Here is a 25,382-nt window from a genome sequence, read left to right as displayed (position 1 = left end):
GAATATGAAAATTATATAAAGATTAATCGTATTTCGCATTAAAATTTCCACTCCACTTGCCTTGAACTTTTAATACTTGTTCAATAACATCACGTACAGCTCCTTTGCCACCTTTTTTATGTGAAACATATTTTGAAATACTTTTAATCTCTGGAACGGCATCTTGTGGACAACATGGTAAGCCAATGCCTTTCATAACAGGGTAATCTGGAATATCGTCACCCATATACAAAGCGTTTTCAGATTTTACGTCTTTTTTATTGAAGTAGTCATCAAGTTGTTCAATTTTATTGTGAGCACCCAGATAAATATCGGTAATTCCTAGACCTTTTAAGCGTAATCGAACACCTTCATTAGATCCACCAGAAATTACACATACGTTATAACCCATATCTATTGCAGTTTTAAGGGCATAGCCATCTTTAATATTCATGGCTCTTAGCATATCGCCAGAAGCTGTAACATGCACAGTACCATCGGTTAGTACACCATCAACATCGAAAATAAAGGTTGTTATATGATTCAAATATTCCTTATAGCTTTTTTCTTCCATGGGTTTGTTGTATTGAACTGGTTAAAAGATTATAGATGTCTTGATGATGCAAGCTCTCTAAACTATTCAAATGTTTTTTTATCGTTTTTTTATCATTGCGTTTTGCTGGACCTGTCTGAGCCATGTATGGCGAGATGTCCTGAACTTTCTTTGCTGTTTCTAAAATAAGGGGTTTTAGTAAATCGAATTCGGCACCTTGGCTTTCGGTTATTTCATGACCAATTCTATATAACTGATTTGTAAAATTATTTACAAATACAGCGGCTAAATGTAACACACGTCGTTGCTCGCTATTCACTTTTTTTAAAGGACTCCCAAGATTAAGCGCTAATTCTTTAAGTATATGATAATCTGATTTGTTGATAGTTTCAATGCATATAGGAACGTTTGCAAAATCCATAGAGGTATCCTTACTGAATGTTTGTAATGGGTAGAAAACACCGCGTTTATGCTTTTTGTCTAAATCATAAACATTCACACTCCCCGATGTATGAACCACAAATTGGTCTTTTAAAGGAAGCTGTTTTGAAAGTTCAGCAATGGCATCGTCACTAACCGCCAAAATATAAATATTGGCAGCTTTTAGATTGTTTAAATCATCAGTAATTTCAACCTTATTTTTGTAAGAGCTTAGTTTTTTTAAACTTCTATTGTACCATTGAGTAACCGAAATATTTTCAGCATTATAAAAAGCTTCAAATAAGTGAGAAGCCACATTTCCTGCACCAAGAAGTATTACTGATACCATAATGCTAAAATAACAACTATTAGCAATTACTAATTAACCTAAGAAGATTATTTATAAAATCAGTATGCCGTTATTTTTTTTAAAACATAAAAACACCGCCTTTAAACGATCTTCTTAATTATTTTTAAAATAAATTTTAATCTCTTAAAACATGTATCTCACCAGTAATCGTGTATGTATTACCGTTATAATCTTAGTAAATTCTACTAAAGTTAATATTGATAAATTCACCAAAATTCCCAAGAGTCTTTGCATTATAAACATGGTTGTTATTATTTTGAGAAATATGTATACATTTGCCAATGTTTATAACTGTATTGGTTTCATTTTGAAGGTCTAAATCATCATTAGTTCCAGTAGGAGGTGCATCATTTAGTGTTCCAAACAAATAAAAACAATTGTTATTACTGTTCTCTACTTGTCCTGAAAAGCTGAGGTAAATATTTCTACCACCCGTTTTCATTTCTTCAAAAGAGGCTTGAATATTGGTTGCTATAAACAAATTTTCACAAGAATTATCATCGAAGCTTTGGGATTGTTTGTATCACCTCGAATGGATGTTAATTATAATCACCAATTATCAATTATTTTTTCAGTCATTTTACTGTTTTTTTCTTTAAACATGCAAATAAGGGCATGGTTTTCTCTTGGGACATCTTTATTTTCAATTTTTAAAGATTTTAATATTTCGGAGGTAGGAATCGTTTCCCTACCTTTTTTAGCTAATCCATTTGCAAAGCATGAAGCAATAGGTTTTCCATGCCTCATGATTTTCTGCTCTACATAAAAATATGTTTCATCAACAAACGACATCTTAGTGTATACTGTTGCTTTTTGAAACATTTTTAAAGGTCTGTAAAATTGAGCATTTATAGCTTGGTTTGGAAAAAACCATTTATTTTTTGTTGCTACTTTAAAGAAATTGGTTCGAACCATATAATCTGCTCTACCCATTTCGAAAACGGTCATAATTGCAGCATGGTTCATTACTGAAATATCAATATCAGTAATCCATACTCTAAAGTTTAGCGAGGAAGTTTCGGAACCTTTAAGTTTTGGTCTGAGTTTAGCTTTTCCTAAAGCACTCAAAAGTTTAATCCATCTCATTAGTTTTTTTAATTAGGTTTAGCGGTTCAGTTTTGATTTCGTATTTCCTTTACCAAACTGAAAACCACAAGGATTTTCAGAAGTAGCCGAGCATAAGCAATTTCTTATAGCCATTATTGAGCTTTATTGTCATAAATAATTGTCTTAGGGTAAAAGCTTTTCCATGCCCAATTATAAGCAATAGTGCTTGAAATCATTTTTCCATTTATATTTTCCACCCATGCGGTTAATCCTAATTTGTCAAAATGAACATTAAACTTAAACCCTTCTAATTCGAAATATATAGGAGAATTCTCTTTAAATAATATATTAAATGGAAAGTATATTGAAGAATTACCAAAATCTATTCCAAGTCCTAATGTCTCAATTTGATGAAATTCTTCATATTTAGGACGACCATCACCAGGTTTCCAGTTATTATAATGCGGTATTTCATCTAAAAATTGAGGAAAAACAGCATTTGATGTATCTTTATTCATGAGTGTTTTGGTATTAGGATATTTATTCTTCCAAAAACCCCAGGTACTTTGAATAGTTGAAATTGATTTTAACTTATTACCACTAAGTTCTCCTAAAATCCCCTTACCAGAAAGTTGATTCCAAACTGTATTGGTTTTTCGATCAACCACTAATAGATTATTTTTATTTAAGCCATATCCAAAATCTAAGCCAGAGTTGTCATCATCATTTTCAAATACTCTTGCAGTTCCTACAATAGGGCACCAAGTTATAGATAAGATATTCGACTCAACTTTGAAGTTGGCTACTTCAAAGGCTGACATGTACTTAAGTGGAATTGCAATTTGGGTGTTTTCTAAAGGAATTCCTATTACCAAATCTAAACTGTCAATTTTAATATCTTCTTCATTAGCGTATGCCAAGTTTTCTAAGGCGTTTTTAACTTCCATGTCAATTTCAAGAGGTTCTCCAAATGGTCTTTGCTGTGCAACTATTTTTATCGTCTTAGAATTATTATCAATTTCTTTAGTTACCTCTTTACGTTCAGTTTCTTTACATGAAATTAAATTGATTATTATCGATAAAAGATATATCCATTTAAAATTACTCATCACAGATTTTTTATTGTTGTAAGCACATCATTTTTTTTCATTAAGTATTACCCAAATATACAAATACTTACAAGTCTTATTTGAGATGTGTACAACAAAAGGTCTGTTTACTTAAGGATAATGATATCTTTGTATGCAATGGATAAAGTAGATATAAACACAAGAGCAGATGTTTTTTTATTGGTGTCATCATTTTATAAAAAAGTGCGAAAGGATATGGTGTTAGGTCCTTTTTTTAATGATGTTATTAAAGACTGGGATGCCCATTTAGAAAGCTTAACAACGTTTTGGGAAACGAGCTTATTTATGGCGCGTAAATTAGAGCATAAATATCAAGGAGATCCTTTAGAAGCCCATATAAAAGCAGATAAAGAGAATAATAACATAATTACCGAGTTACATTTCGGTTTATGGCTAAACTTATGGTTTGAAACAATAGACGAACTTTTTGAAGGCGAATACGCCGATATTGCCAAACGGCGTGCAAGAAAAATGGGAACCTTTTTATATTTAAAAATTTTTAAGGCTAGAATACTGTAATTAGATATAGCCCTTTGCTCAAGAGCCTCAATTTTTATAATACTTTAACATCTTAAAGCAAACATAAATTCCTAAATTTGCACGACCTTAAAATCGGGTTATCATGATGCAAAAAAAACTGTCTAATATTTTCTTTTCCACAAGACTTACTGCTTTTTTATTTATTGCTTTTGCGGCAGCCATGGCAACCGGAACTATTTTGGACGCTGGTCAAGAAACATCGCCTACGCCTTACACCAGAAACTTAATTTATAACGCGTGGTGGTTCGAGGCGATTATGGTGTTTTTCATTATTAATTTCACAGGAAATATTTTTAGGTTTAGACTTTACAAAAAAGAAAAGTGGGCTACTTTTATTTTGCATCTTTCATTTATTTTTATTTTGCTCGGAGCATTTATTACACGTTATGGTAGTTATGAAGGGATGATGGGGATTCGAGAAGGAGCTACCGAAAATGCATTTTTATCTCAAAAAACGTATATAACCGCTCAAATTGTAGGAGACTATGAAATTAATGGGCAATTACAACAGCGTTATTTAGAAAATGAAGTCGATTTTTCACCACGCTTGGATAACGATTTTAAAATTGAGACAGATTACAACAAGCAACCTATTTTAATTGAGTTAGAAAAATTTATTAAAGGTGCAGAAGAAGATATTGTACCTAATGAAAATGGGGAAGAATATCTTAAAATTGTTGAAGCTGGTGGAGGAAGACCTCATAACCATTTCCTGAAAGTTGGTGAAGTACAAAGCATTCATAATATTTTGTTTGCGTTAAATAAACCTACCGAAGGTGCTATAAATATTACCTATTCAAAAGATTCACTTTTAATTAAATCGCCATTTGAAGGAGATTACATGACCATGGCAACAATGGCTCAAGGAAAACTTGTAAAAGATAGTTTGCAGCCATTGGTTTTGCGTTCGCGTTACATTATTGGGAATATGCAAATGGTGTTTCCTAAACCAGTAGTAAAAGGTGTTTTTGATGTGGTTCAAAAATCGCAAATACTTAAGAATGATGAAGATGGTGTTGTCCTAAACGTTACAACTAATGGTGAAACGAAGCAATTAGGATTACTTGGAGGTAAAGGGATGAATAACCCATTTAAACAAGTTAAAATAGGAGGTTTAGATTTTGCTTTACGATACGGGTCTAAAGTATTAGAATTGCCGTTTTCTATTAAGTTAAATGATTTTGAAGCAGAGCGCTACCCAGGTACTGAAAGAGGGTATTCGGCTTATTCTAGTGAGGTTACCGTTATTGATGATGAGGCAGGTGATTTTGATTATAAAATATTTATGAATAATATTTTGGACCATCGCGGGTATCGATTTTTTCAATCAAGCTTCGATCCAGACGAAAAGGGAACCATTCTTTCTGTTAATCATGATTACTGGGGGACACTTATTACTTACATCGGTTACTTTATGCTGTACTTTGGTTTAATGGCTATTCTATTTTCCAAATATTCGCGTTTTGGAGATTTAAAAAATCAATTAGAAAAAGTAAAGAAGAAAAAAGCCAAATTGTTGGCTGTGATATTCTTTTGTTTGGGATTGCAGGGTTTTACACAAGAGCATTTCAGTGATGATGGACATAATCATTCTAGACCTGCCAAAACCCAAATAGATTCTATTTTAAAAGGGAATATAACACCTAAAGAACACGCCGAAGAGTTCGGGCATTTAGTTATTCAGGATTTAAGTGGGCGTATGATGCCTGTGAATACCTATGCTTCAGAGATGTTACGAAAGCTAAGTAAGTATGATACTTATGAAGATTTTAATGCAAATCAAGTATTCTTATCCATTCAAGAAAGTCCGATGCTGTGGTATAATGTGCCAATCATTTATTTGAAGCTTAAAAAAGGGGATTCTATTAGGAAACTTATTGGTGTTAGTAAGGATGAAAAGTATGTAAGACTGGCAGATTTCTTTTCAGATAAGGGAGAATATAAATTAGCACCTTTTTTAGACGAAGCTTACAAGGCACAAGTGCCTAACGGGTTTCAAAAGGAATTTAAAGAAACCGATCAGCGGGTTAATTTATTATACAACACCATTGAAGGGATGTCATTAAAGATTTTCCCAATCCCAAATGATGAAAATAATAAATGGATTTCTAATTACGATTATAGACGCGGTAATTACAAAATTCAAGATTCACTTTATCAAAATTTTATAAAGAATGGTTTTAGAGCTTACCTATACACACTTAATCAAGCCAAACAAACGGGAGATTTTAAAGAAACAGAAAAGCTTTTAGCGGCCTTCAAAAAAACACAACATCGTTATGGTGGTGAAGTTATGTTAAGTGACGACAAGGTTAAAACTGAAGTGCTTTACAACAAATATGACATTTTTAAAAAACTGTTTAGCTGGTATATGTATGCGGGTAGTTTACTGTTTGTACTTCTAATTATCCAGATTTTTAAAGATTCAAATAGGATTTTAAATATTTCGGTAACGACATTTAAGTTCATTATTCTTGGGCTTTTTATACTTCATACCGCAGGATTAATTGTGCGTTGGTACATTTCTGGTCATGCACCTTGGAGTGATGCTTATGAGTCTATGATTTATGTAGCTTGGGCAACGATGTTTTTTGGATTGGCTTTTGGAAGAAAAAGTGATTTAACCATTGCATCAACAGCTTTTGTGACTTCTATGATTTTAATGATAGCACATTGGAATTGGATGGATCCCGCTATTGCGAACTTACAACCCGTTTTAAATAGCTACTGGCTAATGATTCATGTAGCGGTTATTGTAGCGAGTTATGGTCCATTTACCTTAGGAATGATTTTAGGAATTGTGAGTTTACTGCTTATGGTTTTTACAAATAAAAAGAATAGAAATAAAATGTTCTTAAACATCAAGGAACTAACTATAATTAATGAAATGGCGTTAACGGTTGGCTTGGTTATGCTAACTATTGGAAACTTTTTAGGAGGAATGTGGGCTAATGAGAGTTGGGGTCGGTATTGGGGTTGGGACCCTAAAGAAACCTGGGCACTTATAAGTATTATGGTATATGCCTTCGTTATTCACATGCGTTTGGTTCCAGGTTTGCGAAGTCGTTGGTTTTACAACTTAATGTCTATTGTAGCCTTCGCTAGTATTCTAATGACGTATTTTGGTGTAAACTTTTATCTGGCTGGATTACATAGCTATGCCAGTGGGGATCAAATAGTAAGCGTAAAATTTATTAGTATCGCTTGTGCAATAATTGCAGTTCTATCATACTTCGCTTACCGTGGTTATTCTAAATATTATCAGAAATAATTAACTATACTAATTTTTCTAAGGCTCCTGTCTTTCATAATTTTCATTTGTGTTAATTTTGGCTTTTAATAACTAAAAAAAGAACAAATGAAACTTTTCAAAGAATTTAAAGAGTTTGCTGTAAAGGGTAATATGATGGATATGGCCATTGGTATTATAATAGGAGCCGCTTTTAATAAGGTAATTGACGTTTTGGTTAAAAAGGTGTTTTTACCGCCATTATCTTTATTAACCGATGGTGTAAATTTTCAAGACAAACGTATTATTTTAAAAGAAACTATTAATGATGGGTCAGGAGCTGTACTCACGGACGAAGTAGCTATTGGTTATGGTGCGCTTGGAGAAGCTTTTCTAGATTTTATAATTATTGGGCTTACCGTTTTTATAGTGGTTAAATTTATGAATCGATTACGCAATAAAGCTCAAGATACCAAAGACGAAACCGTTGCTACTCCTAAAGATATTGAGTTGCTTACTAAACTGAATGAATTGATGGAAGAACAAAATGCTTTGTTGAAATCTAAGTAATTATGGCGAAAAAAGGACGTGAAAAGAACACTAAGAATAAGGCGAAGCATGCAAGGTTAGTAGCGCAAAAGAAAAACAGGAAAAAGACAGAAGTGGCCGTAAGAAAGGAGCGCTTGAAAAATATTATCAAAAAAATTAAAGAAAATTCTAAATAAGAAAAAATGCTTTTAATTTCGGTTTTATTAAATCAGTAAACCAAACTTAAAACCATGATTCTAACTTGTTAAAAGCAATTTCTTTAAAATCCTTGATGACCATATCTGCTTTACTGTAATCTTGATTTTTTGAGTGAAAGCTGTCGTATCCAATGCAGAATATGTCAGCAGCCTTAGCGGCTTTAATTCCGTTGGTTGAATCTTCAATTACAACACATTCTTCCTTTTTAAATCCAGTGGTTTTTGCGGCTTTAATAAAAATTTCTGGGTGTGGTTTTGATTCCTTTAAGTCACCACCGCTTAGTTTACCACTAAAATATTGGTTCAAATCAAAACGATCAAAAATCTGATTAATGCTCGTCATGGCTGCAGAAGAAGCAACAACTAATTTGAGTTTATTATTGCGATAGTCTTTTATCAAATCTAAAACACCATCAATTAAACCAAGATTAGAGTTACTTTCAAAAAAGTGCTTGTAATGTTTTCGTTTTAAAGCAACTAGGGTTTCTGGTGTTTCTTTTAATTCAAAATGGTCACACAACCGCTTGCAAATGTTTATGGTAGACTGTCCTGTAAATGATTCGTAAAGTTCGGTTGAAACATTAATACCAACTTCATTAAACATATCATAATATGCTTTGTTATGCATAGGTTCACTATCAATAATTACCCCATCCATATCAAAAATAACTGCTTTTAGCATTATGAAAAAATTTTGGCGAAGATAAAATATTACAGAGTCTTAGCCTAAGGTCATTTTGTAGTTTTAAATTAATTGGTCATATTTGCCGCTTCTAATTATTTAAATGACTTCTGATTAACGCCAAGATTCACTCTAGCAAAATATAAACTAAGTACTTCGCGTATCTAGCATGTTCCGTTTTTAACAAATTAAAAATGCAGTCAAATAAAATTCCCTTTAAAAAATTCATTGATTATTTTAAAATAGCAGTTACTGGTAAACAACGAGAATTTACATCAGGGAGCATTAAGCGCGCCATTTTTATGCTTGCAGTTCCCATGATTTTAGAAATGCTAATGGAATCCATTTTTGCACTTGTAGATATCATGTATGTATCTCAAATTAGTGTAAATGCAGTTGCGACAATTGGTTTAACAGAGTCCGTTATTGTTTTAATTTATGCTGTAGCTATTGGTTTAAGTATTGCTGCGACGGCTATTGTTGCGCGTCGTGTAGGCGAAAAGGATTTAAAAGGGGCATCACATGCCGCAGTACAAGTTATTTTTTTAGGTGTTTTAGTAGCGGCAATAGTTAGTGTAATTGGTATAACATATCCTAAAGAACTTTTAAGTTTGATGGGGGCAGAGCCAGATTTAATAAATGAAGGTTATGGTTATACTAAAATTCTTTTAGGCGGAAACATTACTATTATGTTATTATTTTTAATTAATGCCATTTTAAGGGGAACTGGAGAAGCTTCAATATCAATGTGGACCTTGGTTTTGTCTAACGGGCTTAATATAATACTTGACCCAATATTTATTTTTGGTTTTGGACCCATTCCTGCTTATGGAGTCGAAGGCGCTGCAATTGCTACAACAATAGGTAGGGGAACAGCTGTAATTTTTCAATTGGCCATATTATTTCTTGGTTATAGTAAAATAAAAATTGCCGTGAAAGATTTGGTGCTTCAGGTCGGTGTTATGTTCAATTTAATAAAAGTATCTTTAGGTGGTATTGGTCAGTTTTTAATAGGTACTTCATCATGGGTCTTTTTAATGCGTATTATGAGCGAGTTTGGAAGCGAAGTACTAGCAGGTTATACTATCGCTATTCGTGTCATGTTATTTACCTTAATGCCAGCCTGGGGTATGAGTAGTGCTGCTGCATCTTTAGTAGGTCAAAACTTAGGAGCTAAAAAAACTGAACGTGCTGAGAAATCAGTTTGGATAACCTCAAAGTATTGTGCTATTTTTATGGGATTCATCTCAATAATCTATATCGCTTTTGCACCACAAATAATTCAGATATTTAATGATACGCCTAATGTTGTAAAATATGGTAGTTTGTGCTTACGAATTATGACTGCGCCTTTTATATTTTACGGATTTGGTATGATTATGCTTAACGCCTTCAACGGTGCTGGAGACACTAAAACACCCACCTATATCAATTTCGTAAGTTATTGGTTACTGCAATTACCTTTTGCGTATATTGCTGCAATTACCTTAAACTATGGTCCTGTTGGTGTGTTTTGGGCTATTGCATTAGGTGAAGTAGTAATGACTTTTATGGCTCTTATTTGGTTTAAAAAAGGGCATTGGAAAAGGATTCAGGTTTAAAATTAAAAGTTATCAAAACTAATTCAATAATTCATTCTAAAAACAAACACAGATCTGGATACAATTTTGATGCGTTGTGTACAACGTATCCAGATTTGTTAGAGTTTGTAATTGTAAATAAATATAATACAAAGACCATTGATTTTGCAAATCCAAAAGCTGTAAAATCATTAAATACGGCTTTGTTAATTAAGTATTATGGCATAAGGTTTTGGGAGTTTCCAGACACTAATTTATGTCCTCCAATTCCTAGTCGTGTAGATTATATTCATCACATAGCGGATTTATTAAAAGCTTCAGAAACAAAGGGGAATATTAATGTTTTAGATATTGGAACTGGTGCAACTTGCATATATCCCATTTTAGGACATGCTGAATATAACTGGAGATTCGTAGGCACCGATATAGATAAGGAATCTTTAAATTCTGCCGAAAAAATTATAAGAAAGAATAATTTGAATGATTTTATAACCCTAAGATGTCAAAGTAAATTATTGCAAATTTTAAAGGGTGTAATTATGGAAAATGATTCATTTTCTATAACCATGTGTAATCCGCCGTTTTATAAATCTGAGCAAGAAGCCTATGAGGCTACAAAGCGAAAGTTGAAAGGGTTAAAAATCAAGGGAGATAATTTTATTAGAAACTTCTCTGGTACCAGTAAAGAATTATGGTATCAAGGAGGGGAAAAGGCATTTCTTCATAATTACCTATATGAAAGCTCTATATTTAAAACCAAGTGCGGTTGGTTCACATCATTAGTTTCTAAAAAAGATTTATTACAAGGCATGTATTTATCTTTGAATAAACTGGGGGCTACTGATATTAAAACTATTAATATGGGACAAGGCAATAAGGTTTCTCGAATTGTAGCCTGGACCTTTCGCTAAACTTTTTATAATCTGTTATTTAATTTTATTTTTACTAAAATCAATTTTGTAATAAAGGCCTAATAGAATTCTGTGTAAGTCTAATTTTCTTATTTGTCTGTTAAGATAACCAACTTGAATATTAGTAGATTTTGAAACATTTATTCCTAAGCCAGTAAAAAGTCTATTTTCCGAGAAACCTTCATTTTTTTTTGTTTGAACGGTTACAAAAAATTCATTGTGCAGACGAAGAAAAAAAGTTTCGTTAAGTCTTATTTTTGTCCCAAGTCTATATCTTAAACGATTATTTAATACGTTAGTAGAGGGCTGATCCAGGAATCGCTGTTCAACTCTAAATCTATGGTCTACAGGAAGCTTAAATAATTCATGCTTATAACTAATTTGTTCTGTTAGACGATTTTCATAGGTGTGCGGACCACTTTTTTCAAAACCACTATCAATATCTGCATAACCATAAGCTAAAGTGGTTGTAACTTTAGGTGAAATTTTATAGTTTAATCCAACGTTGTATAGAATAAAATTAAAGTTGTCTGCTATTTCGTAATCCCAAGCTAGGATTAAGCTACTAACGCTAATTTTATCTGACAATTTATAATTTCCAGATAAGGCAAACCAAGACCCTAACTCTTCTTCCACTGGCGATTGAGAAAATGATTTATAGGAGCTAAATAAAATTAGTAATAAAACGATGTAATATTTCATCTTTTAATGTTTATTGTGTAAAATCGTAATGCTAATGCGATTTTAAAATGGCCAAATAATAGGAACCAGTATTAATGAAACAATTAGAAACAGAAGTAATAGAGGTGCTCCTACTTTTAAGTAATTCATAAATTTATAACCACCAGCTGTCATTACCATAGCATTTGTTGTTGTGCCAATAGGTGTTAAAAACGCTGTTGAAGCACTTATGGCAACCACAATCATAAAAGGTGCTGGTGATAAATTTAGCGAGGTAGCCGCAAGTATGGCAATAGGTGCCATAAGTACTGCTGTTGCAGAGTTATTAATGACTTGACTGAATGTTGTAGTTAGCAAAAAGATACCCCCTAATAAAACGACAGGGTGGATGCTCCCAAGATAATCTACAAGTGCATTAGCAATTATTTGTGCTGTTCCAGTTTTTTGTAAAGCAATACCCATTGGTATCATAGCAGCAATCATAACCACACTTGTCCAGCTTATACCTTTATATGCTTTATTTATTGGGACACAACCAGTTAATAAAATAATTCCAGCAGAAATTAAAGCGGCAATTGAACCAGGAACAATTTTAAATACCATAAAGATGATCATTAATATTAATGAGCCTAAGGCAATGAATGATTTTGGACTTAATTTTTCAACATTTTTAGCCATTCCTTCTGGACTGCCTATAATAACTAAGTTTTCATGTTGTTTTTTAAGATCTTCTATATTCTCCCATGTTCCTCGTATTAAAAAGGCATCTCCAGCTTTAACAATAATTTCTTTTTCAAGGATAGGTTTTCTATTTCTCGAAGCTGCCAATAATTGAATACCAAAACGTTTAAAATAGTCACCTAGTTTATATTTTCTTCCCACAAGTATGGAATTTGGATTTACAATCACTTCGGTCATACCAACCTCTTGATTTATCAAGTTGTTTTTAAGTTCGTCCGTAATTGGTTCTAAAGGTAATAGTCCAAGTCTGAATGTAATCATTATTCTATTTATGGCTTCGGTATCTCCTTTTACAGTAATAATATCGTGATAAAGGAACTCTGTACTAGGGTCTGGAAATTCTATAAATGTTGGTATTTTTTTCAACAAGTTTGGGTGTCTTCGTCTAATTCGAATAATTGAGATATTATATTTTTTTTCAAATTCCCAAGCTTCAATTTTTGTATTTAGCAATGGAGAAATCGATCTAACACGTAGTCGGTAATAACCATTATCAATTTTATAAGCTTCTATCCAATTGTGAAGTGTAGATTCTATATTTACTGGTTTATTATTCGTTTTGTTTTCTGGTAAAAGTTTATAGCCTATATATCTAAAATAAATAAGAGCAATTACTAATAATGGAATCCCTATTAAGGCGAATTCAAAGAATGAGAACGCTTCAAAACCAGCCTCGGTTAATGCATTACTAGCTATAATATTAGGAGGTGTCCCCGTTAATGTAAGTAGTCCACCTGTGTTGGATCCAAAGGCAACTGGCATGAGCATTTTTGAAGGTAATGTACCTATGCTCCAGGCAGAAGATATAGTTAAAGGCATTAAGGTAGCTACCGTCCCAGTGTTACTTACGAAACCAGAAAGTATACCGCCACCCAATGTAACAATTACTAATAGCTTCGGAACACTTTTGCCAGCCCATTCAACAAACTTTTTCCCCGCCATGGCTGTCCATCCTGTTTGCGCTATTCCTTCGCCAATAATAAATAATGCAGCAATCATAATAACCGTAGGATTGCTAAAACCACTCAATGTTTCTGTAGGGTCTAAAATACCGGTTAGAAACAGACTTATCATCGATATAAGTGCTACGATATCAGGTGTAAACTTTCCCCAAACAAAGAGACCAATTGTTATAATTAATATAATAAGCATTAAATAAATCATAGCGTAATTTTTTTAAATTAAGTTGCTTGTTTAGTGTGGTGTAAAATTATAGTTGAAAGATATTAATAATTATGACGAATGTCATGATTTTTTATAGACCTCAATTTTTCAATTATTGTTATATTTATAAGTGAATAAATGACAAAAGTATTTACGAACACGTTTTCGTAATAGTTACTTTTAGGGTATTATAGATGTTTATTAAATAATTTACCTTTATCATTTGTAGAAATAATTTAAAAAAGCAATTTTTTTATGAAATTAGACATTTTAGCCATAGGCGCCCATCCAGATGATGTCGAATTGGGTTGTGGAGCTACAATAGCAAAAGAGATAGCCAACGGCAAAAAAGTTGGAATTATAGATTTAACTCGCGGCGAACTAGGAACTAGAGGGACTGCCGAAACTAGGGATGAAGAATCATTTAACGCTGCAAAAATTTTGGGCGTAAGTATGCGAACAAATATGGAGTTTGCCGATGGCTTTTTTGTGAACGACAAATTACATCAGTTGGAACTTATTAAAATGATTCGTAAATACAAACCAGAATTGGTGATTTGTAATGCAGTCGATGACAGGCACATTGATCATGGAAAAGGTAGTAAACTGGTCAGTGATGCATGTTTTTTAAGTGGACTTTTAAAAATTGATACTAAAACTGAAAATGATGATGATTGGCAAGAACCATGGCGACCTAAGCAAGTGTTTCATTATATGCAATGGAAAAATTTAACACCAGATTTAGTAGTTGATGTATCTGGGTTTATTGATAAGAAATTAGAAGCTGTTTTGGCTTATAAAACACAGTTTTATGACGCTAATAGCGATGAGCCTGAAACTCCAATTTCTAGTAAAAATTTTATCGATAGTGTGAAATATAGAGCTAATGATTTAGGTCGATTAGTTGGTGTGGCATTCGCTGAAGGATTTACTGTAGAACGGCTAGTTGCTGTAGACAGCTTATTTAATTTAAAGTAGTTATTTATACGAAGTAAAATATTAAAAAAGTCTTTGTAGATAAGATTGAAATCGTTTACATTTGCACACGCATTGCAAAATGCGGTTACACGGTGGTTGTAGCTCAGTTGGTTAGAGCATTGGTTTGTGGTACCAAGGGTCGTGGGTTCGAATCCCATCATCCACCCAAAATAAAGGCCTTTCAAGAAATTGAAAGGCTTTTTTTGTTACAATAATATTATATTAATCTAACTTCACTCGTTCTTCTCGATTAGCTAGTTCCCAAGCTGTATGGAATATTAATCTTGTACGAGTTTCTAAAAACTCGTAATTTATTTTATCTGGAGTATCACTTGGCCTGTGATAATCATCATGGGTGCCATTAAAATAAAATATTACTGGGATATTATTTTTTGCGAAATTATAATGATCTGAGCGGTAGTAAAAACGATTGGGATCGTTATCGTCATTATAAGTGTAATCGAACTCCATGTTAAAATACTTTTTATTGACAGCTTCAGAAATATCATGAAGTTCTTTACTTAATTTGTCAGACCCAATTAAATATAAATAACCGCCTTTATTTTCATGTTTAGGATCAATACGACCAATCATATCAATATTAAGATTTGCAACCGTATTTTTAAGAGGGAAAACAGGATCAACATCAGCATAATAACGCGAACCGAATAAACCAATCTCTTCACCAGTAACATGTAAAAATAAAATAGAACGTTTAGGGCCATTACCTTTTTTCTTTGCCTCTTTAAAAGCTTCGGCTATTTCAATCATCGCTACCGTTCCAGAACCATCATCGTCTGCGCCGTTATTAATAGCACCATTACTGGAAATTCCAATATGATCTAAATGAGAGGAAATCACAATAACTTCATCAGGTTTTTCAACACCTTTTATGAAGGCTAATACATTTTCAGAATCTTGAATATTACTTCTTTCAAAATACGAAGCTGGGATTTCTTGAAAATAGTCATTATCACCTAAAGGAGATGGGACGCCTATCTTTAAATATTGGTTTTTAATAAAGTTTACTGCTTTTTTTTGCCCAGGCTCACCTGTTTTTCTTCCTTCAAATTCATCAGAAGCATAAATAAATAACATGTCTTTGAGTTCACTTGAAGTTATAGTTTTTGAAAAATCGACAACATCATTAAACTTTTTAGAAGGATTCTTGCTTTGCGAAGAACTGCATGAAGCTACAAAGATTAATGTTGAAAATAGTAATAGTGTTCTTTTCATAATAAGATTAAATATTGGTGCTATATTACGAAAATTAAGGTTAAAGAAAGACCTGTTTTAAACTATTTTAACAAAGGGTGTTTGTCGTCAATGAGTATTCTATTGGGTTGGTTTGCAATTTGCCATGCGGTTGCAAATATTAGTTGTGCTCTCTTTTTTAATAGTTTGTAATCTATTTTATCTGGTGTGTCAGTGCTTTCATGGTAGTCTTCATGCTCCCCGTTAAAATAGAAAATTACTGGAATATTATATCTTGCAAAATTATAATGATCTGATCGCGAATAATAATCATTTCTGTCTTTTTCAGAATTAAAGCGATAATCTAGATTAATATTAAGGTAAGCCTTGTTTACTTTTTCTGAAACATAATGAAGCTCTTTACTTAATCTATTTGAGCCAATCAAGTATATATAATCATGGTTGTTTTTATGAGCATCATCAACTCTACCAATCATATCTATATTAAGATTTGTCACCGTATCTTCAAGCGGAAAAACCGGGTTTTTGGTATAAAATTCTGAGCCTTGTTTGCCAATTTCTTCTGCTGTTAAATGAAGAAATAGGATGCTTCTTTTTGGTCCATGACCTGCCATTTTGGCTAGTTTAAAAGCTTGGGCTATTTCCATTATTGCTACGGTTCCAGAACCGTCATCATCTGCGCCATTATTCACATTTCCATTTTCATTTACTCCTAGATGATCTAAATGAGCCGATATGATAATAACCTCTTTTGGTTTTTCCGAGCCTTCTATAAAGGCAAGCACATTTTCCGAAGCTTTAATGCCTTTTGAGAAAAAGGATTCGGGAATAATTTGGTAATAGTTTGAATCATCAAATGGCGAGCCAATTTCCTCGCTTATGTAATAATTCTTTATAAAGTTAGCCGCTAGTTTTTGTCCTAATTCTCCAACTTTTCTACCTTGAAATTCATCTGAAGAGAACTTGTATAAATGGGTGCTCAATTCTTCTTCGGTAATAGTATTAGCATATTTAACAACTTTGATACTATCTACTAATTCTATACTTTCCTTAAGGTTTTGAATTTTTGTTGTGTATTTTTCTGTAGCGCAAGTACCAACAAGCGCAAATAGAGATAGAATAAAAAAGGTTTTCATCTAAAAAAATGATTAACGGTCACATGCTACCAGCAAACAGCAGTCTTCTATTTGGTAAAGAAAATACTTTATGCGTGTTTCACAAAAAATCTCGACAAAAATATTAAAAACGTAATAAAACTATTACTATTCTATTTTCAAATCATCTATCTCCAATTCATCTAGATCTAACGATTCTAATTCTTCAATAGCCTCTTCTTTTGTTTCATTTTCTTTTTTTATCAATTCTTGAGTATCGGTAACTTCAGTTTTATCGAAAATTGATTTGTATATACTAATTGTAATAGCGATTGAGGTTAATAAAAAGGTAAACTGAATAATTTTCTTTACTTGTCCAGCCTTTTTCGATAAATAAAAAGCTGTTAACCCAAATAAAAGTGCTCCAATAGCAGGTATGATAGCTAAATTCGAGACTGGTAATACTGCCAAAACAATCGATAGAATTGATGCCGCTAGGGCCAAAACTGTTAATAATCTTTTCATTTTAATTAATTTCTTAAACCAGAAGCTGATTTTATTTTTAATTCGCCATTTCCAACAGGAATTTTAAATTTTGCGTAAACGAGAATTTTATTTGCATCATCAGTAAGCCATAATAAATTATTGTTATTACCTTGTAAAACATTAGAGCTAGATCCAATAGCTAATTTATAACATGTTTTTTTCCCTAAAGCTGTACTAATGGTTTCCTTTCCTAAATATGTGATTTGAGCTTTAGTTTCTGCTCGATCAAATATTATGGTAAAGGATTTTCGATCCCCATTAATCATACTTTCATAATCAAATAGGCGAATATGATAGAGCGTAGTTACTATATCCTTTGTTCCATAACCTATAGAAATAGTTTTGTTTTCAACATTGTTATTCTTTTTTGTTTGAACAGATTTTACAGTTTTAGTTTTATGGCTAAAGGTATATTTCATGGCCTTATAATAACCACCTTCATTTATATCTCTGTTGTAGAGATAAGGTGTGAGAGTTTTCGGGTTCACATAACTCTCATATAAGTCTCTTATTTTAAAGAAATTGTCCCATTTGCTGTAGGTAGCTGCATTGCATTTTAGACGAAGTAATGTGGCTTTGGAGGTTTTAATTGAGCTTGTTTGCATGGTGACTTGCGCAATATCTGTTAGTATGCCAGACATGTTGTAACTAGCTGTATAGGTTAACTTTTCGTTAGTTCCAATTGCTGTATTTTGCCCATTAGTAAACAGGGTAAAAAGAAAAAGTAGAATGACTGAAAGGCGCATTATAGTTGTTTGAGTTTTATTTTAAAACGTAACTGATAACATTTATTGTGCCGAAAATACAATGCTTTATAATTTTAAACTAATTTTTAAATATTTAAGTTCTCTATTTTTTTGACTGATAAATGTCATATTTTTAACGTATTTGCTTCACTATATTTACTATAATGAATTACTTGATATGAAATCTATTTTGTTGCCTACCGATTTTTCTAAAAACTCAGTGAATGCGATTGAATTTGCTGTGGAATTATTTAGTAATCAAGATTGTGATTTTCACATTCTAAATGTTCAGAAAGCATCCTCTTTTATTTCTGATGATATGATGACTGTTTCTAGTTCTGCCACTATATATAGAACAATTGTGGATGCAGCTATGAAGTCTATAAATAATATTATTTCCAAAGTTGAATCTCGATATAAAAATGAAAGACATAATTTTCATTCATTAATTGATTATGATAATTTTACAGATGCAATAAATCAGGTCTCAGAGAAGCATAATATAGACTTGATTATAATGGGTACTAAGGGGGCTTCTGGACTGGAAAAAGCCCTTTTTGGAAGCAACACGGTTCATGTGATTCAACGGTGCAACAAACCCATTCTAGCTATACCTGATGGGTGTAAATTTTCAGATTTAACTAAAATTGTATTTGCAACCACCAATTTGAAGGCTTTCGTAATTAATGAGCTTAAAGTGTTAAAGGAATTTGTAGATGTTTATAATGCACAGCTCTCTATTCTTCATATAGCAGATAAAAACCATGCTACATATAAAACGTTTGATAATAGTGTTTTATATGACACCTATTTTGAAGAAGCAAAACATGATTATATTGACAGTATAAGTCGAGATATGTTTGATGAAATACATGACTATAACATAGCTAATGATACCAAAATGTTAGTTGTAAAAAATAAAAAACATTCTTTTTTAGGTAGGTTGTTTTCCAAGCATGGTCTTGAAACATTAGCTTTTAAGATTGATATTCCTTTTTTGGTTCTTCCAAGTACAGATTAAAGAATACTATACGCGAAGTCTTTTCAATTATGTTTCACAATTCTATAAAGTCATATGTAGTCCTAGTAATTAATAGTTATATTTTTTAGTAAAAGAATAAAACCTAAGAATTTATCACTTAGGTTCTATTCTTTTTAATAGAAAAGTTAATTATTGGCCTTCTTTTATATAGCCCCAGCCCTCTTTCTGTCTGGAGACAATTTCTAAGATGCCATCTGGCACGCTTCTAACACCGTCGATAATGTCTGATTCCGATGCTTTATGACGTTTCATTGTGCCTTCGCAAATAACAAAGTCTACATTGTCCTTTTGAATAAGTTTAGCAATGTCCTCTGCAACTACAGATTTTTCTTTTAGCACCATTTCCATAGCTCCGCTGTACATAACAACTTCAAACTGTGAATTTGGATATGCTGCAGACATTGCTTTTACGTGTCGCACAGTAGACTTATGTACACTAGTGTTATTGCTAGTAACATCAAATACTATTTTAACAGGTTCTTCTTGGGAAAAAGCCATCCCCGTTATAAGACCAACTAATAATAATGTGAAAAAAGTTTTCATAGTCATTATTATTTAATTATTCCCCAGCAAAGATATAGCCACAACCTTTTGCTTGTGCTTTTCCTAGAGCCCATACTCCAGATGGTACTAACTCAATATCTGGGATTATACCAGCAACCCAATCTTTGTAAATTTCTTCTGCATTACCGCCGTTTTTCTCGGCATATTTCCCACTATAAACTTGAAGTGCTAAATTACAAACACAAAAGAGAGCTCCTCTTCCTTGCATTTCTTTTATTCCTCCAGGGCCATTAATTGGGTAGTCACCATCTTGAGGCTCGTGCCACGGATTTCTCAGTGCAAAATCTTTTGTATAATCTTTTACTCCAAAAAATTCACCTAATTTATACTTTGCCCATGTTTCATCATTTAGTGCAAGGGGAATCGCAGAATGACGTAAAACTGACATTGCAGTGATATCGCTGTCCGGTGAATCTGTTGAGTTGTGAGACAAATAGAAAGCCCAATTCCATAGAATTGGTAAACCTGCATGGGGTGTAGAGCCATCATACACTATGCGATGCGTTCCTTTAATTTGGTCAAACCAATTCTCTGTAGCCTTCATACCCTTAGTATCAAAGGCTTTTGTACTTGCGTAAACTGGATTTGCTAGCACAGAAATTGTGCTTGCTGTAGCTCCAAGAGCTAATGCTCCTAGAAACTGTCGTCTTGAATTACTGTCTTTTGTTTTCATAATTTACTTGGTTTTAGTGATATTATATTCTTGTTTATAAAACGCCATTATTGGCTGAAATGGTCCTAGTTTGTGTTGTTCTATAGAGAAATTGTCGGCATAAGGTGGATATGGTGTAGATACGGGCTTTTTCTTTATATCGGGAAAATCTTTTTCAGGATTCGATTTTTGCGGACGCTCATGTATATTTATAAATCCTGCAACATCATAGGCTTCTTCGTCAGTCAATATTGGAGCATCGTATGTTGCAAGTTCAAAAGGCATGTTTCCTTTTATAAATTTAGCAGCAGTAATTACTCGGGTCATACCAGCACCATTATTGAAAGAGTCGTCTCCCCAAAGTGGAGGGTATTCATAACTTAATCCGTCCGGATATAAAACCCCTTGACCATCATGTCCGTGGCAAACAATGCAATGTGTTGTAAAGACTTTTTTGCCATTATCTAGATTAACAGCTCTATTTGGGATTTCCAGTTTTAAAAACCCTTTACCTTTTATTTCTCCATCTTCTGGAGCATATCGGCTTAGCCAATTTAAGTACGCCACAAAAGCTTTCATTTCTTTACTATCTAGTGGCAGAACTTGTCCATTCATACTGCGTTCCATACAACCATTTATGCGTTCTTCGATAGTTCCAATTTTGTTCTCGCGACCACGGAACTGTGGAAACCGTTGAATAATACCGATTAAAGGAGCAGAATAGGGTTTTGTTCCTGATCCAAGGTGGCAATTTCTGCATGACAACCTATTTTTTTGATATATTTTATCGGGATTTTCATTATCAGGGCCAATATATTTGGGTGTATTTTGAAAAAGTTCAAAGCCGTATTTTATAAGTTCATTGTCTTTAGAATCATTTAATCCTGAAACATCATAATTCAAATAATAGATGCTTGGAATTTTGTTTTCTATCTTGAATACGTTTAAATTGATTACATCAAAACAACAAAACATTACAAGGACAGCCAATACCAGTATTGAACCAAAATATATAAACACATACCTTATGAGTTTTTTATATAAATGTGTTGATTCCTTGTTCATGATTTAATAATAAATTAATGAGCGATGTTAAATGCGTAAATCATTTAATAAAGCGTTTAACAATAAATGGTAAACTTCATCTTAGAATTTGAGAGCTGCTATTCAGTTTTTAGCCGCTGAAGCGATGAAAAACATCTTACTTAGGGAGAATAAGTGCTAAATGTTTTACCAAGTTACAAAAAAGTAGCTTTAATTCTTGAAATAATGGTGGTTTAAGTTTTCATTTATTAAAAGTTAGTTGTTGAGTTATTTCTTTATTCCAAATTAATTTCACTCTATTTAAAGGTGATTCAGATGACAATTTTAAATATTTATAATATCGTATATCAACAGTTTTCTGAACCTTCAATATTCGATTATCACAAGCTTCTTTATATGGTTTAAATATTTTTGAAAAACGTTTCTCAAGCTTTAAATAGTCTTCAATTTTAAGGGTTGGTGCATTAGAATCTAATTGAAGTGTATTTAATCCCTTTTCTGAACGTCTTGGATCGTTTCTATATAATAACCATTGTCCAGAATCTACTGCCGCTTTATGATATTGACTCGGGTTTTTCATATCTATCCCGTGAGAATCGCTATGGCAATATGCAATTATTATGGATGGACCATCAAAGCTTTCCGCTTCATTAAACGCCTTTAGTGTTTGGTTATGGTCTGCACCTATAGCAACTGAAGCTACATATATGTTGTCGTATGTCATTGCTAAAAGCCCTAAATCCTTTTTTTGCTTTTGTTTGCCATTAGATGCAAAACTTGCGGTAGCACCAAAAGGCGTTGCTTTTGATGCTTGCGCCCCTGTATTGTCGTAAACTTCGTTGTCTAAAACTAGGATATTTACATTCTCTCCGCTGGCTAACACATGATCTAGCCCGCCATAACCTATATCATATGCCCATCCGTCACCGCCAACAATCCAAACACTTTTTTTAATTAAATTGTCAACTACTGCAAGTAATTGTTTGGCTAAATACGAATTAATTTTTTTAAGCTGCTCTTTCAATATTTCAATTTGTAATCGCTGCTTATTAATTTCAATTTCAGAGGATTGTTTGTTGTTTAAAATGCTGTGTGCTAAATCAAAATTTAATTCAGGTAATAAGGACTTTAAAAGTTGCTTTGCTTTTTGTTCTTGTTTATTAATTGAAACTCTAAAACCTAGTCCAAATTCGGCATTATCTTCAAATAATGAATTTGACCAGGCAGGGCCTTGGCCATTTTCATTTTGAGACCAAGGTGTTGTGGATAAAGTACCTCCAAAAATAGAACTAGCGCCTGTTGCATTTGCAACAAGCATTCTGTCTCCAAAAAGCTGAGACATTAATTTTAAATAAGGTGCTTCACCACAACCTTCAACACCACTTGAATATTTGAATAAGGGTTCTTGTAATTGTTGTTGACTAATTTTTAAAGAGTCAATTTTTGTTCTATCAAATTCTGGAATCGATTCGAAATAAGTCCAATTTGAAATTTCTTCTTTTAGAACCGAATCTTTTTTTACTTGTTTTAACGCCTTTACAGGGCATGCATCCATACAATTATTACAGCCATTACATTGCCTAGGGTTAATTTGAACTGTATAGTTTAATAAATCAAAATCTATGGAAGGGATATGTTTTAATGTCTCGGGCGCTTCATTTAATTTTATGTCATCATAGGCCTTAATTCTTAATGCGCCTTGAGGGCAAGCCATACTACAAGCTCCACATTGCGTACATAAATCAGTATTCCATTGAGGTATGAATTCGTTAATCTTTGGTGTCCCATGCTTTGATGTGTTAGTTGGGTAGGTTCCATCAACCGGTAACGAGCTTACAGGTGTACTTATAATCATTTTACCTAAAAGGTTATTGACGTAGTTGTTTTCAAATTCTGAAACAATAGATTTTTTCGCATATCCATAAGATGTATCCACACTGTAAATGAAATCGTTTAGGTTTGTGTATAAGTCATCTACAGATATATCTCTTTTATTTGCTAAGAAAAAGGCATGTAATTCAGAAATTGAATTTGAATTTAAAACGTTATTTTCTTTAATCTCTTCAAAATTCGCAATCAATAGATTGATGTTTTTTTCAATGATTTGATATTGTTTGTTAGCGGACAAAGATTGCCAAAATGCTTTCGACGTTAGTGAAGTATTAACCAGCAGTGTGCCTCCTGGTTTTAAATTATTTATTGTGCTGTCGTTTTGCGCGAAGAGTGCATTTTGGCAACCTATAAAATCGGCTTGCTTAATTAAATACGGTGCTTTTACAGGCTTATTACTTATACGTAAATGTGCAACATTATAAGAGTTTGATTTTTTATAATTTAATTGGGTATACCCTTGGACAAAAGTGTTAAAATTAGAGCCTATTTGTTTTAAGGTTTTTTTGAAACTTTTAGAGCTATTTTCTTTTTTATCTTGATAGAAAATTGCTTGATAAGTGTTGTTTTGTAGTTTTACATTTTCAGAATAGTTTAAACTTAAATTTTTAACGTCGTCGTTTATGCCAATCGTGAAATTGTTTTTTGGAAATTCTAATTTTAGATTATTGAATATTGCCTGAACCATATTTGGTGTGAACTCTTTAGAAGATAATCCATAACGACCTCCAACTATTTTTGGGAAAACACTTATTTGATTGTTATAAAATGCCTTAGTAATCGAATGAAGAATGTCTAAATACAAAGGTTCACCGCTTGATCCTGGTTCTTTTGTTCTATCAAGTACAGCTATGGATTTTATCGATTCTGGTAATGCTTCAATTAGATGTTTTGTGCTGAAGGGTCTAAACAATCTAACTTTAATGAGTCCGAATTTTTCTCCTTGCTTGTTTAGCTGAAGTATAGTTTCCTCTATAGTTTCAGTAGAAGAAGCCATTGAAATAATAAGTTGTTCCGCATCTGGTTGGCCTTTATATTCAAAAAGATTGTATTGTCTGCCAGTAAGGGTCGCAAATAAATTCATGTGTTTTTGAACTATATCTGGGCAGTTATCATAAAATGGATTTAAGGCTTCCCTGCTTTCAAAAAACACATCTGGTCCTTGAGCAGTTCCTCGTAGAACGGGTTTATTCGGGTTTAAAGCTCTTTTTTTATGCTTAAGGATGTCCTTTGAATCCATCATGAACTGAATTGTTGAATCAGAAACGGTTTCAATTTTAGAAAGCTCATGAGACGTTCTAAATCCATCGAAAAAGTGTACAAAAGGAATTTGAGATTCTAAAGTTGCCGTTTGGGCTATTAAGGCAAAATCTTGAGCTTCTTGAACTGACGCACTGCTCAACATAGCATATCCAGACTGTCTTACAGCCATAATATCACTATGGTCACCAAAAATTGATAGAGCGTGAGTAGCAATGCTCCTAGTTGCGACATGGATTACATTTGGAGTAAGTTCGCCAGCTATCTTATACATATTAGGCAACATTAATAGTAAGCCTTGGGATGCTGTAAATGTTGATGATAATGATCCTGTTTGTAATGAGCCATGCATGGCTCCCGCAACGCCCGCTTCACTTTGCATTTGAAATACTGAAGGAAGATCTCCAAAACAGTTTGAAACATTTTCTGCGCTAAACTGCTCAACAAGTTCACTCATTTCTGAAGCTGGAGTAATAGGGTATATAGGAAAAACTTCATTGGTTTTATAAGCTATATGGGCTACAGCTTCATTTGCAGTTAAAACCTTAAATTTTGAAGTTTTCATTTTGTGGTGTTTT

24 protein-coding genes and 1 tRNA gene are annotated in these 25,382 nt (G+C 32.8%); 9 read left to right on the top strand and 16 right to left on the bottom strand.

Translation table 11 applies throughout. The features are described 5' to 3' along the window. Positions 1-22: 22 nt before the first annotated feature. The 5 genes from FEF17_RS01500 to FEF17_RS01480 form a co-directional block, all read right to left on the bottom strand. Positions 23-553 (bottom strand): KdsC family phosphatase, encoded by a 531-nt coding sequence (locus FEF17_RS01500; protein WP_139000592.1) that lies wholly within the window; start codon positions 551-553, stop codon positions 23-25. Next, positions 534-1,301 (bottom strand): Rossmann-like and DUF2520 domain-containing protein, encoded by a 768-nt coding sequence (locus FEF17_RS01495; protein ID WP_139000591.1) that lies wholly within the window; start codon positions 1,299-1,301, stop codon positions 534-536. Before FEF17_RS01495 ends, FEF17_RS01500 begins: the two co-directional genes overlap by 20 nt. Before the next feature lie 193 nt (positions 1,302-1,494). Beyond that, positions 1,495-1,803: a hypothetical protein gene (locus tag FEF17_RS01490; RefSeq protein WP_139000590.1), complete on the bottom strand. Its 309-nt coding sequence runs from the start codon at positions 1,801-1,803 to the stop codon at positions 1,495-1,497. 68 nt (positions 1,804-1,871) lie between these two features. Further along, positions 1,872-2,408 carry an acyl-CoA thioesterase gene (locus FEF17_RS01485; protein WP_139000589.1) on the bottom strand — a complete coding sequence of 179 codons (537 nt, stop codon included), beginning with the start codon at positions 2,406-2,408 and terminating at the stop codon, positions 1,872-1,874. 113 nt (positions 2,409-2,521) lie between these two features. Beyond that, the gene (locus FEF17_RS01480) at positions 2,522-3,478 is read right to left on the bottom strand and encodes a DUF3179 domain-containing (seleno)protein (RefSeq protein WP_139000588.1); all 957 of its coding nucleotides are present in this window, start codon (positions 3,476-3,478) and stop codon (positions 2,522-2,524) included. Between the two features lie 120 nt (positions 3,479-3,598). On the opposite strand from FEF17_RS01480, the gene FEF17_RS01475 reads away from it, so the two are divergent. The 4 genes from FEF17_RS01475 to FEF17_RS14250 all read left to right on the top strand — a co-directional run bounded on the left by FEF17_RS01475 (position 3,599) and on the right by FEF17_RS14250 (position 7,993). Further along, positions 3,599-4,018, top strand: coding sequence for a group III truncated hemoglobin (locus FEF17_RS01475; RefSeq protein ID WP_425552636.1), 420 nt, complete (start codon positions 3,599-3,601; stop codon positions 4,016-4,018). A gap of 106 nt (positions 4,019-4,124) precedes the next feature. After that, entirely contained in the window at positions 4,125-7,310 is a 3,186-nt protein-coding gene (locus FEF17_RS01470) for a cytochrome c biogenesis protein (protein ID WP_139002110.1), read from the top strand. Between the two features lie 87 nt (positions 7,311-7,397). Beyond that, on the top strand, positions 7,398-7,838 hold the full coding sequence (gene mscL / locus FEF17_RS01465; protein WP_139000587.1) for a large conductance mechanosensitive channel protein MscL: 441 nt from the start codon (positions 7,398-7,400) through the stop codon (positions 7,836-7,838). A 2-nt stretch (positions 7,839-7,840) separates the two neighbouring features. Further along, positions 7,841-7,993 (top strand): hypothetical protein, encoded by a 153-nt coding sequence (locus FEF17_RS14250; protein WP_170180953.1) that lies wholly within the window; start codon positions 7,841-7,843, stop codon positions 7,991-7,993. A gap of 46 nt (positions 7,994-8,039) precedes the next feature. Here FEF17_RS14250 and FEF17_RS01460 read toward each other — a convergent pair whose 3' ends face one another. Continuing rightward, positions 8,040-8,696 carry an HAD family hydrolase gene (locus tag FEF17_RS01460; RefSeq protein ID WP_139000586.1) on the bottom strand — a complete coding sequence of 219 codons (657 nt, stop codon included), beginning with the start codon at positions 8,694-8,696 and terminating at the stop codon, positions 8,040-8,042. Positions 8,697-8,890: 194 nt separating this feature from the next. Between FEF17_RS01460 and FEF17_RS01455 the strand changes: the two genes are divergently transcribed. Together FEF17_RS01455 and rlmF are read left to right on the top strand one after the other, a co-directional pair. Further along, positions 8,891-10,297, top strand: coding sequence for an MATE family efflux transporter (locus FEF17_RS01455; protein WP_139000585.1), 1,407 nt, complete (start codon positions 8,891-8,893; stop codon positions 10,295-10,297). Continuing rightward, positions 10,276-11,187: a 23S rRNA (adenine(1618)-N(6))-methyltransferase RlmF gene (gene rlmF, locus FEF17_RS01450; protein WP_246046769.1), complete on the top strand. Its 912-nt coding sequence runs from the start codon at positions 10,276-10,278 to the stop codon at positions 11,185-11,187. Before FEF17_RS01455 ends, rlmF begins: the two co-directional genes overlap by 22 nt. Positions 11,188-11,202: 15 nt before the next feature. Here the strand turns inward: rlmF and FEF17_RS01445 are convergent, their stop codons facing one another. Continuing rightward, positions 11,203-11,889 (bottom strand): DUF2490 domain-containing protein, encoded by a 687-nt coding sequence (locus FEF17_RS01445; RefSeq protein WP_139000584.1) that lies wholly within the window; start codon positions 11,887-11,889, stop codon positions 11,203-11,205. Positions 11,890-11,931: 42 nt separating this feature from the next. Then, complete coding sequence (locus FEF17_RS01440) at positions 11,932-13,773, bottom strand: SLC13 family permease (RefSeq protein WP_246046768.1); 1,842 nt, start codon at positions 13,771-13,773, stop codon at positions 11,932-11,934. Between the two features lie 255 nt (positions 13,774-14,028). Between FEF17_RS01440 and bshB1 the strand changes: the two genes are divergently transcribed. Beyond that, positions 14,029-14,751 (top strand): bacillithiol biosynthesis deacetylase BshB1, encoded by a 723-nt coding sequence (bshB1, locus tag FEF17_RS01435; RefSeq protein WP_139000583.1) that lies wholly within the window; start codon positions 14,029-14,031, stop codon positions 14,749-14,751. A gap of 92 nt (positions 14,752-14,843) precedes the next feature. Further along, a tRNA-His gene (locus FEF17_RS01430) sits at positions 14,844-14,917 on the top strand. 56 nt (positions 14,918-14,973) lie between these two features. Here the strand turns inward: FEF17_RS01430 and FEF17_RS01425 are convergent. The 4 genes from FEF17_RS01425 to FEF17_RS01410 form a co-directional block, all read right to left on the bottom strand. Next, positions 14,974-15,987 (bottom strand): M28 family metallopeptidase, encoded by a 1,014-nt coding sequence (locus tag FEF17_RS01425; protein ID WP_211342460.1) that lies wholly within the window; start codon positions 15,985-15,987, stop codon positions 14,974-14,976. Between the two features lie 62 nt (positions 15,988-16,049). Next, on the bottom strand, positions 16,050-17,102 hold the full coding sequence (locus FEF17_RS01420) for a M28 family peptidase (protein ID WP_139000581.1): 1,053 nt from the start codon (positions 17,100-17,102) through the stop codon (positions 16,050-16,052). A gap of 126 nt (positions 17,103-17,228) precedes the next feature. Further along, positions 17,229-17,585, bottom strand: coding sequence for an FUSC family protein (locus tag FEF17_RS01415; protein WP_139000580.1), 357 nt, complete (start codon positions 17,583-17,585; stop codon positions 17,229-17,231). 5 nt (positions 17,586-17,590) lie between these two features. Further along, positions 17,591-18,352 (bottom strand): DUF3108 domain-containing protein, encoded by a 762-nt coding sequence (locus tag FEF17_RS01410; protein ID WP_170180952.1) that lies wholly within the window; start codon positions 18,350-18,352, stop codon positions 17,591-17,593. Positions 18,353-18,530: 178 nt separating this feature from the next. Here FEF17_RS01410 and FEF17_RS01405 point away from each other — a divergent pair, with 178 nt between their 5' ends. Beyond that, complete coding sequence (locus tag FEF17_RS01405) at positions 18,531-19,373, top strand: universal stress protein (protein ID WP_139000578.1); 843 nt, start codon at positions 18,531-18,533, stop codon at positions 19,371-19,373. A gap of 150 nt (positions 19,374-19,523) precedes the next feature. Here the strand turns inward: FEF17_RS01405 and FEF17_RS01400 are convergent, their stop codons facing one another. The 4 genes from FEF17_RS01400 to FEF17_RS01385 all read right to left on the bottom strand — a co-directional run bounded on the left by FEF17_RS01400 (position 19,524) and on the right by FEF17_RS01385 (position 25,369). Further along, positions 19,524-19,937, bottom strand: a complete 414-nt coding sequence (locus FEF17_RS01400) for a DsrE family protein (protein WP_139000577.1) — start codon at positions 19,935-19,937, stop codon at positions 19,524-19,526. A 16-nt stretch (positions 19,938-19,953) separates the two neighbouring features. Continuing rightward, a complete protein-coding gene (locus FEF17_RS01395) occupies positions 19,954-20,631 on the bottom strand; it encodes a twin-arginine translocation signal domain-containing protein (RefSeq protein WP_139000576.1) in 678 nt (225 codons plus the stop codon). A gap of 3 nt (positions 20,632-20,634) precedes the next feature. Beyond that, entirely contained in the window at positions 20,635-21,675 is a 1,041-nt protein-coding gene (locus FEF17_RS01390) for a c-type cytochrome (RefSeq protein WP_139000575.1), read from the bottom strand. A 220-nt stretch (positions 21,676-21,895) separates the two neighbouring features. Then, positions 21,896-25,369 (bottom strand): 4Fe-4S binding protein, encoded by a 3,474-nt coding sequence (locus tag FEF17_RS01385; RefSeq protein ID WP_139000574.1) that lies wholly within the window; start codon positions 25,367-25,369, stop codon positions 21,896-21,898. Positions 25,370-25,382 lie beyond the last annotated feature (13 nt).

The organism is Hyunsoonleella aestuarii (genome assembly GCF_006148925.1).
GTDB classification, from domain to species: domain Bacteria; phylum Bacteroidota; class Bacteroidia; order Flavobacteriales; family Flavobacteriaceae; genus Algibacter_D; species Algibacter_D aestuarii.
This window is presented reverse-complemented; position numbering and strand designations above follow the sequence as displayed.